We start from the raw sequence: 12942 nt of genomic DNA on the forward strand, positions 1-12942 counted from the left end.
CCGCCACCCCCCCTGGTCGCCCTCCGGATAGACCTTCCCCTATCCCACAACGCCGCCACAAGCCATCAGACACCGGTGCTGAGGGGCGGGTACGCCTGCCCGGTCGAAAAAGCACCCTCCCGGCGATGTCGGAGAGCCAAAAAGCACGCGAATCGCCATCCTGGCAAGCGCGTTGGCACGAGGAAGGGGCTCTCGGGTCGTCTCGGCCACATCCCGGCACTAAATAACGCCGAAGTCAGATGATCGGTGAGCGATGCGGGCTAGGCGCAGTATTCGTCAGATTCACGAAATCTTCTTGCCTTCGTCATCCCAAGGTCGTGCTGCCAGCCGATGCTACGGCCGCCTGGCGGCAAAAGGAATGACATATGACCGTGCCCGCCCAAACACCTTCTCTACGCGCTCTGATCAGCTGGAATTCAACGGTTGCCTGCGCTTCAACCAGGCGGGCGGCGGGCACGGTCGAGACTCGCCGCATGGCCGGGTTCTACCAGGAGGTGCTTGCGGAATTCAAAATGACCGGGGGTGACGCCTATTTTGACGGCCCGTCCGTCCTGGCCGCCAGGTCATCCACTTTCTTCGTCAGACACTCCAGCGCCCTGAGCACGTCCGCCAGCACGGTGTCGCCTTGCGCACCCACCTGGCATTGCAGTTGGATCAGATTATCGCGGGTGGCGTTAAGCTCTTGTTTGATTTCACCCAGCCTCTGTTCCACGTGGGTGAGGCGTGTGCTGTACCCAAGCAGTTCTTTCTCCAGCGCACTGCGGGCGCGGGACACTTCCTCCAGGCTGGAACCCAGACGCCGGACAGTGCCGTCCAGGCCGTGGAGGTGATCGTTTAAATTCAGCAGGTTTTTGAAGAAGCCGCCCCAACCCCTGGCAATGGCAACAGCTTGCTTTACAGCGCTTCCACCCGCTGACGGATCGTCCGTGCCCATTGCGCCGCCACCTTGAGATTATTGTCGATAATATCCCGCAGCAGCCGCGATTTTTCTTCGTACGTATCGCAGTCGCGCAAACGCTCGTTCATTGTGGCGGGCCTGATCAGTCGGGAGGAAAATTCGGATTCACAGCTCTCGCGGCAGGGGCGGCCCTGGGAAGATGAGCGCTCCGGGGTGGGTGTTCCCGCCGCCTGGGTTTGCGAGGATGTCTTCAGGGAAGACGCGTCTGGGTCACTGCTGTTCATGTTCGGGTGAAAATGCTCAGGTGAGCATGTCAGGGATTGAGATGCCATGCTGGCCAACTCCGTTTGTGTCGGTATGCTCGCAGATTTCCTTAAGACTGCACAAATGACTATACGCCCCGCCCGGCCGCCGGAGCAAGGGTTGACAGGGCCGGCCCGCAGGCAGCAAGGGGTCAAAGCGCCGGCAGCTTCCCGCTCAGGGCCACTTTTATCCGCCCGTCCGCCTCCTTCTCTCCAAGAAACTGCAGGCCTTGCACCAAAGCAGTCTGTTTGGCATCGCGTACACGAAAATAGCCGGTGAACCGGTATTCCCCGGCAGTGCTCAACGTGAGCAAGCCCTCCGCCTGCAAGGGGCCGCCGGTATCGGCGATGAGCGCGCGGATGTTCTCGCCTTCGGTGCTGATGTCCGCCTTGAACCCACCCAGTTCCACCGCCACGGGCGCGCGCAGGGCAGCGTTGCGCCACCGCAGCACGCCGCGGGCGGAACGGGGGCGGCCGGCGCGCATTTCGAAACCCTTGAGATCCACATCGAGGCGCCCCCCCAGCCGGGCGCCGGGGAAATCGATAAGGGATTCCAGCGCAGCGGCGGGGATGCGCAAAACGGTGTCGCGGGCATAGAGAATGCCCCCCAGGGTACGGCCCACGGTGGCCCTTTGGCTGTCACCGCCGAACTTGAAGCGCAGATCGGCCTCCAGCCGCCCCCCTGGCAGGGCCGCGGTGCTGACAGACCACCGCACATCGTCGAAGCGGAACCGGCCGCTTTGCACCACGGCCGCCCGGCCCCGCCACAGGGTGCCGTCCAGGTCGTATAAAGCGACCCCTTGCAAGCTGTCTTGCAAGGCGGGATAAACCCGCGCGGCGGGCACTGTCAACACCAGAAACAAGGCATAGAGCAGCACACCCACCAGGGCATAACGCAGGGTCACCTTCATCCGCCTGACCTGCGCAGGGTGACGCGGGCGTTGACCTGGCCGGCCTGCTCGCGGCGGTCCACCGTCAGTTCCGCCACGTGCACGCCCTTGCGCGCTTCCAGGGTGCCCAGCCACTGGATGAGGTCGTCGAACGAGGCCTGCTCCAGGGTGACGCGGACCCGGGCCTGCCCGTCGGGCTGAATGCGTTTCACCGCGCCGCTGAGCCGGGCCTGGCGGGCGGTGTTATCCACCACCGCCAGCAGGGAGCGGGTGTCGGCTTGTCCCCCGGCGCCCCTGCCGCGCAGCCGCCGGACCTCTTCCGCGGCGCCCTGCATCCAGACTTTCAAGTCCCGTTGTTCCGCCAGGGCCTGTTCCACCCGTGCCAGGTCTTGCACCAGCGGCTCCCACAGCAAAGTGTAAGTCATGAGCGCCAACACCAGGGCGCTGCCGCCCGCCACCATCACCCGCTCCCGCGGGCTCAGGCCCAAAAACCAGTCTTTCATGAGGCCGTCCCCCGTATCACCAGACGCGCTTCCACGCGTTTGTTGCGGGAGGTGGCCGATTGGATGTCCACGTCCAGCCGTTCCTGCTGCAAGCGGGTCTTGAGTTGTTCCAGTTGTTGCAGATCGCCGATGGTGAGGGCCAGTTGCAGCTCGCCTTCCTTGTAAGCCAGGCGCTGCACCGCGGCCCCCGGCGCGGCCGTCAGTGCCGCGCTGACCCGGGCTAGCATACCCATGAACAATGAGCCCTTGCCACCACCCCGCAAGGCCTTGAGACGCTGCTCCGTCTGGGCCCGCACGTTGACCACCCGCCTGGCAGCAGGAAAAGCATCGAGATAAATCCGCTTCACCTCGTCCCGGAGCGCGTCGAGTTCCGCCGAGGCGCTGCGGTAGGTCACGATGGTGACCGTTGCCTGCAACGCCAGCACTGCCAGCAGCAGCACCGCCGCCGGTCGCCAGGGCCGCCAGGCCTTGCCCAGTTGTTCGCGGACGCTGTAGGTTCCCTGCAACAAGTTGATGCCATCGCGCTCGTCCAACGTCTCGCCCGCCAGATTCAGCAACGCACCGGGCAGGGGTTTCACGTTGACCGTCAGGCCGGCACGCGCCAGGTCCGGGGCCCGGCCGCCGGGGCCGGCGAACAGGCGCAAGGCGGCCGGTGCCTCCCCCTCCGCCTCCGCCAGGGCGCCCTCCAGCATGAGGTCCAGATGTTGCGATTCCATCGCCAGACCCGTTCCCGGCCCGGTGCGGAGCAGCGCCCGTCCACCCTCCAAAACCAGGGTCCATTCACCCTCGGCGCGAGGCAGGGCCAGAACGTCGGGCATGAGCACGGCCGGCCGCAGGCCCGCCTCCTGTAATGCGGCCAGCCACTGTTCCATCAGCCCCTTGTCCACTACTGCCACGGCGCAGCGGCCGGCCTGGTCCTGGACGCCCAGGGCGAAATGCAGAGTCTCCACATCGCCGGCCACCTGGTCTTCCAGCAGATAGGGCACCGCGGCGGCGGCTTTTTGCCGCTTGCGCGTGGGCAGGCGGACCTGGGTGAGCAACACCTGCTCCCCCGGCACCAGCACCACCACGCGCCGCCCGGCGGCCGGCGCCGCGGCCTCCCGCAGCTCACCCCGGACGAGGTGGCTGTCGGCGTCCAGCCAGGAGGCCTGCATGGCCTCGTCGAGACGGATGATGAAAAGCGGCCGCACTAGTAAGCCCCCCTGGCCCGCCACAGCACGTCGGTGCCCTCCTCTGTGCGCCTCAGCAGGGAGTACAAGTGGGCCCGGGCGCGGCCAAAGGTGGTGCGGGCGTCCATCAGAAAGTAGTCGCTGCTAACGGACAAACCGTCTTCATTCACCCCGCGCCCCGCCAGGGCATCGTGCTGCACAAAGGCCTCCACGCTGGAAAAACCGCTTTCCTCACGCTCGGCGATGAGCATCTCCGCATCCTCCCGGCTCACGTTGTCGGCCAGGGCCATGAGCACTTCCGCCGGCGCGGTGTTGACGTTGATGGCGGTACGGGTGGGCAGGGCGCAGATGAAAGGCGCCAGTTGCCGGTAGATTTCACGGTCGAAGCCTTTGATCAGCAACAGTTCGCTGGGGCTGACCATGGTCTGGTTGGCGGCGCGGTAGGGCGGTTGGCGGTGCAGGTAGTCGCCGTCCTCCGCGCCCCCGGGAAAGTGAGTGTCGCTGTCGCCATCGAGCCAGTCCACCACGGCGTCGCTCAGTTCCTTCGGTGCGTTGAAGTGATCCAGCAGGCGGCGGAAGCGCTGCACGTCCAGCGCGCTGGGTCCGCCGTCCTCGCCCAAGAGATTGTTGATATTGAATCGTCCCTGCATATCTTCCAAACGGCCGCCCACGGTGGCGCCTTCCACTTCCAATGGGGGCAACTGCACGGCCCAGTCTTCGCCCAGATGATCGGTAGTGCTGCTCTTTTTGTCCCGCAGCAGGACCTGCCGCACCCAGCTTTCCACCCCCAGGGCGAAGGCATAGGCCCGGCCGCCGTCAATAACGTTGGCGGTGCGGCGCAAATCCAACGTCTGGCGGGCGGCCATATTCACCGCCGTCAGGCTCACCAAGGCAGTGATCAACACCGCCGTAATCAGGGCCACGCCCCGGTTGCTCCGCCGCGCCATCGCTCAGCCCGCCACTTGAAACAGCCGCGTCAGGCGGCCCCAGTCGCTCAGGTCCAGACTGAGTTCCACCGCCAGGGGCAAGGCCGTCTTGTCCTCCTCCGCGCCGGCAGGCGGCCAGAAACGTTGCCACTGGCGGGCGGCATCCAAAAAGCGGATGTCCACCGCGTCCACGTTTTCCAGCAAGGTTTCTTCGTACGGCTCGGCGCCGGGCCCCCGGTCCAAAGCCGGCCAGCTCCGGCGGCTGAGCGCGCCGCCCTGATAAACATAGGCCACGCGCTGCAAATGGCTGCGCGGGCGCTCGAGGGGGTTGCGCCAGCCGGTCCGCGTCAGGGAGAAGACTTCCACGCCGGCGCCTCCCCCCCGCAGGGCCGGCTCCTCACCGCCCAGAGCGTCGCGCACGGGGCGCGGCACGGCCTGGGTCAAATCCCGTTCCAGGCGCGCGAAGGCGCGCTGCACGGCACCCAGGCGCTCGGCCCGTTCCCTGGTATGCGCCTCGGCGTTGAGCACGGTATCCAAAGCCTGGTAGGCCAGGGCCGCCACCAGGGCGAAGATGGACAGGGCCACCAGCAGTTCGAGCAGGGTGAAACCGCGCGCGCGCATCATGGCGTCACCGTCTTCTTGCCGGGCCGGCCCAGGTAGGCCACCATGCTCGCCAGCGGATTTTCGCTGCCCCGTTCACTGTAGACGGCGATGTCCAGGCGGTGCACATCCGGATCTTCGGTGGTGGAGATGTCCACTTCCCAGCGCCAGTTGCGCCCGGCCATCAAGGTTTCCCCGCTGCGGCTGCCGGCGCCGGGAAACTCGCCGCCCACTTGCAGTTCGGTGAATTTGTTCAGCGCCACAAAATGGGCCAGGGTGCGGGACTGCAGATAGGCCGCATTGTTGATGTGGTTGCTGATGCCGCTCACCATCGCCGCCACCGCCGTGGCCAATATGGCCAGGGCCACGAGAATTTCGATGAGGGTGAACCCCCGCCCGTGCATGGCACTAATCATCCGAGCCCGGTTCGTGGAAACGGATGCGGGCCTGAGTGTCGCCGGCGATTTCATAGCCGTGCAACTCACCGCTGCGGCGCAGGGTCACCGTGAAAGGCGTGGCTTCGCCGCTGGACAGAAGAAAGATGCGCGGCCCGGTGGCGGGTGCATCCTGGTCTTTGTCTTCCTCCGCGCCGGATTGCGGTGCTGCGCCCAGTGTGGCCGCTTCCCCTTCCACCGCCACATCCACTACGGTGCCGTCGGGAAAGCGGCGCGAGCGGAAGGCCATTTCCTCCTCCATGGCGTTCCATTGCTTGCCGTCAAAGGCCAGGAACGCGTAGCCGTCGGCGGTAAACTCCACTGCGAACTCCCGGCTTTGCAGCACGGCTTCATCCGCCGCCAGCTCCAGCAAGGCCGCCAGGCGGCGGGCCTCTTCCCTGAGCGGATCCGGGCGGCTTACGGACAACACGGCAAAGCTGATCAACACCCCGATGATGACCACCACCACCAGAATTTCCAGCAGCGTGAAGCCGCCCGAGCAGCGGCGTGGCGCAAGCGCATGCACCGTCAAACAGCTAGCCCTCGGGATTCCAGTTGCCGATGTCGGCATTCACACCTTCGCCCCCCGGCTGGCCGTCGGCGCCCAGGGAGAACACGTCGATGGCGCCGTGCACGCCGGGGTTCAGGTATTGGTAGTCGCGGCCCCAGGGGTCTTTGGGCAGGCGGTCGATATAGCCGCCTTCTTTCCACGACGGCGCATCGGCGGGCTTGTCCGTCAGCGCTTCCAGCCCCTCGTCGGTGCTGGGGTAATCGTGGTTGTCGAGCTTGTACAGATTCAAGGCGCTTTCCAGGGCCCGGATGTCCGCCTGGGCCTTGGCGATGCGCGCCGTGTCCGGCCGGTCCATGATGCGCGGCACCACGATGGCCGCAAGGATGCTGAGTATCACCACCACCACCATGATTTCAATCAGGGTGAAACCGGCTTGCCGGGGCGGAATTGAGTTTTCGCGTGTCACGGTGTGTCCCTCTGTCGTCGGCTTATTTGACCAGTTGATTCAAATCGAAAATGGGTAACAGTATCGCCAAAACAATCACCAGCACCATGCCGCCCATGATCAGGATCAACAGCGGCCCCATCAGTTCGGTGAGGGTGCCGGTGAGCACGTCCATTTCCCGCTCCTGGCTGGTAGCGGCCCGTTCCAGCATGGCTTCCAGCTTGCCGCTGGCCTCACCGCTGGCGATGAGGTGGAGGGTCATGGGCGGGAAATAGCCACTGCGCTCCAAGGCGGTATGAAGGGCTGCGCCTTCGCGCACGCGTCGCGCCGCGTCTTCCACGGCGCTGCGCATGGGCACGTTGCTCACCACTTCCGAGGAAATGCGCAAGGCCTCCAACACCGGCACGCCGCTGCCGGCCAGGATGCTTAACGTTCGGGCAAAGCGGGCGGTGTTGAGCCCCCGCACCAGCCGGCCGACCAGCGGCAGGCGCAGCAACAGGCCATGGAAGCGGCGTTTGGGGCCGGGGCGGGACAATATCCAGCGCAGCACCGAAAACACCAGGACCAAACCGCCGAGCAACCACAGACCGTAGTCACGGGTAAAGTCACTGAGGGCGATGAGGCCCACGGTGAGGGGAGGCAGATCCTGACCAATGCCTTCGAACACCTGCACGATCTGGGGCACGACATAAACCATCAGCAAGGCGACCACCAGCACAGAGACGATGACCACCAATACGGGATAAACCAGAGCGGTAGTGGTCTTCTGGCTCAACGCCTGGCGGGTTTCGGTGTAGTCGGCCAGCCGCTCCAGCACGGCGTCCAGAAAACCGGACTGCTCGCCGGCAGAGACGGTGGCGCGGAACAAATCGGGGAACACATGGGGAAACTCCGCCAGGGCGTCGGCCAGGGGATGGCCCTCCATCACCCGCGCCCGCACCGCCATGAGGATGCTCTTGAGGCGGGCTTTTTCCGTTTGTTGGGACAGGGCCTGCAAGGCTTCTTCCACCGGCAGGCCGGAGCGCACCAGGGTGGCGAACTGCCTGGTGACCAGCGCCAGGTCGGTGGTGCTGATGCCGCGCCTGAACAGCCCCCGGCGCACCTTGGGGCCGCCCTCGTCCCGCCCCTGGATTTCGCTTACACCCAAGGGCGCCCAGCCCTTGTCGCGCAGCTGCTGGCGGACCTGGCGCGCTGTGTCGCCTTCCAGCACCCCTTTGCGTTCCTTGCCGCGCTGATCCAGGGCGGTGTATTCAAAGGCGCCCATCTCAGCCCTCTTGGGTGACGCGCAGCACTTCTTCCAGCGCCGTGTCACCCGCCAGCACCCGGCGCAGCCCGTCCTGGAACAGACTGGGGTGGCGGGCGTGGGCGTGGGCTTCCATGGCCTGTTCGCCGGCGCCGTCGTGAATCATGGTACGCATGTTTTCGTCGATATCCACCAGCTCGTAGATGCCGGTGCGGCCCACGTAGCCCAGTTGCTTGCAGGCGGCACACCCTTGGGGCAGGTATAGAGTGGGCCGTGGCGAGCGGGGCAGGCCATAGCGCTCGCATTCCGCCTCGCTGGCCTCATGGGCTTGTTTGCACTGGGGGCAGAGCAGCCGCACCAGGCGTTGGGCCAGCACGCCGATGAGGCTGGAGGAGAGCAAAAAGGGCTCCACCCCCATGTCGCGCAATCGGGTGACGGCGCCCACCGCCGTGTTGGTGTGCAAAGTGGAGAGCACCAGATGGCCGGTGAGGCTGGCTTGCACAGCGATTTCCGCCGTTTCCAGATCGCGGATTTCACCTACCATCACCACGTCCGGATCCTGGCGCAAAATGGCCCGCAGGCCGCGGGCAAAGCTCATGTCCACCTTGGGGTTGACGGCGGTCTGGCTGATGCCGTCCAGATAGTATTCGATGGGGTCTTCCACCGTCATGATATTGCGGCGGCGGTTGTTCAGCCGGCTCAGCGCGGCGTACAGGGTGGTGGTTTTGCCGGAACCCGTGGGGCCGGTGACCAGCATGATGCCGTGGGGCCGGTGGATGATTTTGTCCATCAAACCCATGGACGCGGACGCCATCCCCAGATGTTCCAGATCCAAACGCCCCGCCTGCTTGTCCAGCAAACGCATCACCACCCGCTCGCCGTGGCCCGAGGGGATGGTGGAAACCCGCACGTCCACCGGCCGGCCGGCGATTTTGAGGGAAATGCGGCCGTCCTGGGGCAGGCGCTTTTCGGCAATGTCCAGCTTGGCCATGACCTTGATGCGGGAGACCACCAGCGGCGCCAGCACCCGTTTGGGCTCCAGCACCTCGCGCAGCACGCCGTCCACCCGGAAGCGCACCACCAGGCGGTTTTCGTAAGGCTCGATGTGAATGTCGGAGGCATTTTCCTTCACCGCCTGGGTGAGCAGGGCGTTGAGCAGGCGGATAATGGGAGCGTCGTCCTCGCTTTCCAGCAAATCTTCCGGCTCGGGCAGGCTCTGGGCGACGCGGGAAAGATCCAGTTCATCGCCAAAATCACCCATGAGTTCGGCCGCTTCGGCCGAACCGTGTTCATAGGCCTGCTGCAGCCGGGTGTCGAAATCTTCCGGGCTGAGCCGTTGCACCGTGCACGGCACGCCCAGAAACCGCCGCGCCTCGGCCAGGCTGTGGACGCTGGCGCCCGCCCGGCACAGCAGCACGGCCTCGCCCCGGTCAAAACGCTCCACCAGCACCCCGTGGCGCTTGGCAAAGGCAAAGGGCAGCCGCCGCGTGCCGGCGGACGCCGGGGCGGCAATATCAGGAACGACAGGCAGACCGGTCATGGCGCGACGGCGGGGTCCGCGGTTTGCGGGTCCGGCCCTTGCGCATCGAAGGGCGCAGGCAGTTCAGTGAGGGCTTTCATGCTGGGCATCACCGGGACGGCTTCGCCGGGCAGCAGGGCCACACCGCGTTCCTGCAGGCCCAATTGCTGGGCGCGCATGAAGTTGTATTTGGCATTGGTCACCTGGGCGGCAAACTCGGGGTCGCGCATGATGACGGGGTGCAAAAACACCATCAGGCTGGTCTTGTCCTTGGTGGTGGTTTTATAGCGAAACAAAGAACCCAGCAGAGGGATATCCCCCAGGCCTGGCACTTTTTGCACATTTTCCCGCAAATCATCGGTGAGCAGCCCGCCCAGCACCACCACGTCGCCGTCATCCACCATCACGGTGGTGCGGATGGAGCGGGTGTTGGTGATCACGTCCGCCGCATTGCCGGAGCTGGCGGCCAGGCTGTCCACGGTCTGTTCCACCTCCAGTTTGATGGTGCTGCCCTCGTTGATGGTGGGTTTGACCTTCAGGGTCACCCCCACGTTCTCCCGTTTGATGGTCTGAAAGGGATTGGACGGGGCCGCCGCACCGGACACGTTGGTAAACGAACCGGTGATGAAAGGCACATTCTGACCCACCACGATTTCCGCTTCCTCGTTGTCCAGGGTAAGCAGGCTGGGGGTGGAGAGCACGTTGGAAGTGCCGTCACCGCGCAGGGCGCGGATGAGGGCGGCAATGCTGAAGCCGTCGGAAACGAAGCGACCGATGCCCATGGTCAGGCCTTCAGGAATGGCAGGCACCTGATTGGCGGCAATGGCGCCGCCGATTTCACCAATGCTGGAGCCGGTGCCGGAGGCGAAGTTGGTCACCCCCACCGGCCCTTCCCGATCGGGAACGGCATTGGCCGCCCACTGCACTCCCAGCTCTGCCGCCCGCTTCAGGGAAATGTCGGCGATGACACCCTCCACCAGCACCTGGGCCCGGCGCACATCCAGCTGCCGGATCACCGCCTGCAGGGAACGGAACACCTCCATGGGGGCGGTGATCACCAGAGCATTGGTGGCCTCGTCTGCCTGGATGGTGAAGCCGGCGCCCCGCGCCGGTGCGGTTTTGCCTTTCTTAGCCTGCGTTTCCTTGGACACGCTCTCACCGATGCCGGTGAGCACGGGCACCAGTTCCTTGGCATTGGCGTAGCGCAGATAGACCACGTGGATGTTGCCCTCCCGTTCCAGGGGGATGTCCAGGTGGGAGACGATGGCCCGCAGGCGCAGACGCTTGGATTTGCCACCGCTCACCAAGATGGTGTTGGTGCGTTCATCGGCAATAAGGGTGGGAATGTCCTGTCTCGCGGCTTGCTGGCCGCTGGGCCGGGTTTTTTGTTCCAGCGCGGTGAGGATGCGCACCACTTCCGCCGCCGAGGCATGTTGCAGGGGAATGACTTCGATTTCGTCTTCCACGCTGGGCTGGTCGATGCGGGCAATGATCCGGGTCAAGCGGTCGATGTTGGCGGCCCGGTCGGAAATGATCAGTACATTGCTGGGCTGGTAGGCCACCATGTGCCCCTGCTGGGGCACCAGCGGCCGCAAAATGGGCACCAGCTGGGCGGCGGACACATGATCCACGGGGATGACCCGGGTGACCATCTCGTCCCCCTGGCCCGGAAAGCGCCGGTCGGCGAGAGGCAAGCCGGTTTGCTTGGCATTCACATCGGGAACGATTTTGACGATCTCGCCGCTGTCCACCGCGGCAAACCCGTGCACCTGCAAGACGGACAAAAAGACTTCGTAGATTTCTTTTTTGTTGAGGGGCTTGCCGGAGACGATGGTCACCTTCCCTTTGACCCGCGGATCAATGACGAAATTCCGCCCGGTTTGCTCCGCCACCCAGCCGATCACGGATTCCAGGTCCGTGTCTTTGAAGTTCAGGGTCATGGTCTGGGCGGCAAGCGCGCCGCCCAAAGTCCACAGCGCCATCACTGCGGCGTAGCGCCGCCACCTGCGTCCTTGAAATCGAATCCATGTGAACATGCTGTGCAAATCCTGGCGTTGCGCGAACCCGGCAGCTCGCAATCCTGGGTACTCAATTTAAAAAACAAACGACAAGCTGGGAGCCTCCTTACAACAACTCTCCAGGCGCTCTGCCCACAAAGCGCGGCTCGCCGGGAAGGGCCCGGCCCGTTTCAGGAGCCGCGACGCCGGGCCGGGACGTGGGGGATGCACTGAAATGAGGCTTTGTTGTCGTTATGTCTCAGTAAATCGGATCCCCGCGTTGGTTTTTGATAACTGCATCGCGCATCGGCTGCAACGGCGTGACGGGCCGCTTCGCTGGGCGCGGAACAATTCAGACAACGTTTCATTTTAACGCGTCATTTTCGCTCCTGTCCCCCCACTGGCCGCCCGCTCATGGCGGCAGGGTGATGGTCACCGACTGCTGCATGCCGTCGCGCTGAAATTCCGCCACCACGGGATTGAGCCTGGGAAGTTCGCGCATGAGTTTCACGGTGCCTCCCGGTTCCCCCAGCTTGATGCCGTTGACCGCCGTGATCACGTCGCCGTCGCGCAAGCCAAAGGTGGACAACACCTGGGCATCCCGTCCCGGCCGTACCCGAAAGCCGATCAAACGTCCCCCCCGGCGCACCGGCTCACCCCTGAGCAGGCCCGCCAGACTGGCCGGGTTTTTGAGAAACTGGTCCCGGTAGCTACGCAGCCTGGCCCCGGCATCCGGCGCCACGCGGGGAGGCGCGGCGCCGGGGCGCCGCCGGGACGGGGTGGCGCCTACCCTGACGGCATTGCGGGGCAGCCGCAGGGTCTCCAGGCGTCCCCGCCGGGACAGCACCACATGCTGGGGGTGCACCGCCTTCAGCTTCGCACCTCCGGGCAGGGTATCACCGACATGGTACAGCGCCTCTTTGCCGGCGGGATCGGCAATCACAGCGGCACCGGTGCCGCTGTCGTCGAGGGCCATGACCCCGCGCAGGGTCAGGCGCAGGCGGGTTTCGGGAATGGCGGTTTCCACCGGGCGAACGCGCACGGTCTGCGTTTGTCCAAGCAAATGGCGCGCGGCGATGGCCCGGCTCAGGCTGACGGCGTCGTTTCCGGCAGCTTGCCCACCGCCCGCAACGTCCGTCCGCGGCGGCGGGGGGGCGGCGTTGTCCGGCGGAGGCAACAGCGTCCAGGTCAGGGAAGCGGCCTGGTAAGCCAGCATGGCACCCAGCAGCAATGTCACCAGGCCCGGCAGCCCCGCTGCACCACCGGCGCCGAGACGGCTGAGCTTATCCTTCCAGTCCAAGGCCAACGTGCGTTCCCTTATACCAACGGCGCATCATACGTCCATCGGCATGGCAGCTCAAAATTATTAACCCGGCAATCAAACAGGTCGTCCTGACCTGTTTGATTGCCGCCCGCGAAATACGGGCGCCATTGTGCGAAATGGCTGGTATTTCGCGGGCTCGCATTGACTTGCGCCAATGGCGGCACATCCCTGTGCCGCGCTA

Annotated in this window: 14 protein-coding genes; all 14 read right to left on the reverse strand. The window is 65.0% G+C overall.

Annotation, left to right across the window (positions count from 1 at the left end):
- Positions 1-529: 529 nt before the first annotated feature.
- The 14 genes from ENJ19_03170 to gspC all read right to left on the reverse strand — a co-directional run bounded on the left by ENJ19_03170 (position 530) and on the right by gspC (position 12758).
- Complete coding sequence (locus ENJ19_03170; GenBank protein HHM04726.1) at positions 530-934, reverse strand: hypothetical protein; 405 nt, start codon at positions 932-934, stop codon at positions 530-532.
- Positions 895-1182, reverse strand: coding sequence for a hypothetical protein (locus ENJ19_03175; GenBank protein HHM04727.1), 288 nt, complete (start codon positions 1180-1182; stop codon positions 895-897). The genes ENJ19_03170 and ENJ19_03175 overlap by 40 nt, the downstream gene beginning before the upstream one ends.
- A gap of 170 nt (positions 1183-1352) precedes the next feature.
- Complete coding sequence (locus tag ENJ19_03180; GenBank protein ID HHM04728.1) at positions 1353-2111, reverse strand: type II secretion system protein N; 759 nt, start codon at positions 2109-2111, stop codon at positions 1353-1355.
- Positions 2108-2593 carry a type II secretion system protein M gene (locus ENJ19_03185; protein ID HHM04729.1) on the reverse strand — a complete coding sequence of 162 codons (486 nt, stop codon included), beginning with the start codon at positions 2591-2593 and terminating at the stop codon, positions 2108-2110. Before ENJ19_03185 ends, ENJ19_03180 begins: the two co-directional genes overlap by 4 nt.
- Positions 2590-3783, reverse strand: coding sequence for a type II secretion system protein GspL (gene gspL / locus ENJ19_03190; GenBank protein HHM04730.1), 1194 nt, complete (start codon positions 3781-3783; stop codon positions 2590-2592). Before gspL ends, ENJ19_03185 begins: the two co-directional genes overlap by 4 nt.
- Positions 3783-4709: a general secretion pathway protein GspK gene (locus tag ENJ19_03195; protein HHM04731.1), complete on the reverse strand. Its 927-nt coding sequence runs from the start codon at positions 4707-4709 to the stop codon at positions 3783-3785. Before ENJ19_03195 ends, gspL begins: the two co-directional genes overlap by 1 nt.
- 3 nt (positions 4710-4712) lie before the next feature.
- Positions 4713-5312 (reverse strand): type II secretion system protein GspJ, encoded by a 600-nt coding sequence (gspJ, locus tag ENJ19_03200; protein HHM04732.1) that lies wholly within the window; start codon positions 5310-5312, stop codon positions 4713-4715.
- Positions 5309-5758, reverse strand: a complete 450-nt coding sequence (gspI, locus tag ENJ19_03205) for a type II secretion system protein GspI (GenBank protein ID HHM04733.1) — start codon at positions 5756-5758, stop codon at positions 5309-5311. The genes gspJ and gspI overlap by 4 nt, the downstream gene beginning before the upstream one ends.
- A complete protein-coding gene (gene gspH / locus ENJ19_03210) occupies positions 5697-6293 on the reverse strand; it encodes a type II secretion system protein GspH (GenBank protein ID HHM04734.1) in 597 nt (198 codons plus the stop codon). Before gspH ends, gspI begins: the two co-directional genes overlap by 62 nt.
- On the reverse strand, positions 6259-6642 hold the full coding sequence (gspG, locus tag ENJ19_03215; protein HHM04735.1) for a type II secretion system protein GspG: 384 nt from the start codon (positions 6640-6642) through the stop codon (positions 6259-6261). Before gspG ends, gspH begins: the two co-directional genes overlap by 35 nt.
- 79 nt (positions 6643-6721) lie before the next feature.
- Positions 6722-7942 carry a type II secretion system protein GspF gene (gspF, locus tag ENJ19_03220; protein HHM04736.1) on the reverse strand — a complete coding sequence of 407 codons (1221 nt, stop codon included), beginning with the start codon at positions 7940-7942 and terminating at the stop codon, positions 6722-6724.
- A 1-nt stretch (position 7943) separates the two neighbouring features.
- Positions 7944-9461, reverse strand: a complete 1518-nt coding sequence (gspE, locus tag ENJ19_03225) for a type II secretion system protein GspE (GenBank protein HHM04737.1) — start codon at positions 9459-9461, stop codon at positions 7944-7946.
- Positions 9458-11476 (reverse strand): type II secretion system protein GspD, encoded by a 2019-nt coding sequence (gene gspD, locus ENJ19_03230; GenBank protein ID HHM04738.1) that lies wholly within the window; start codon positions 11474-11476, stop codon positions 9458-9460. The genes gspE and gspD overlap by 4 nt, the downstream gene beginning before the upstream one ends.
- A 373-nt stretch (positions 11477-11849) precedes the next feature.
- Positions 11850-12758, reverse strand: a complete 909-nt coding sequence (gspC, locus tag ENJ19_03235; GenBank protein ID HHM04739.1) for a type II secretion system protein GspC — start codon at positions 12756-12758, stop codon at positions 11850-11852.
- Positions 12759-12942 lie beyond the last annotated feature (184 nt).

It is taken from the genome of Gammaproteobacteria bacterium, from assembly GCA_011375345.1.
GTDB lineage: Bacteria > Pseudomonadota > Gammaproteobacteria > DRLM01 > DRLM01 > DRLM01.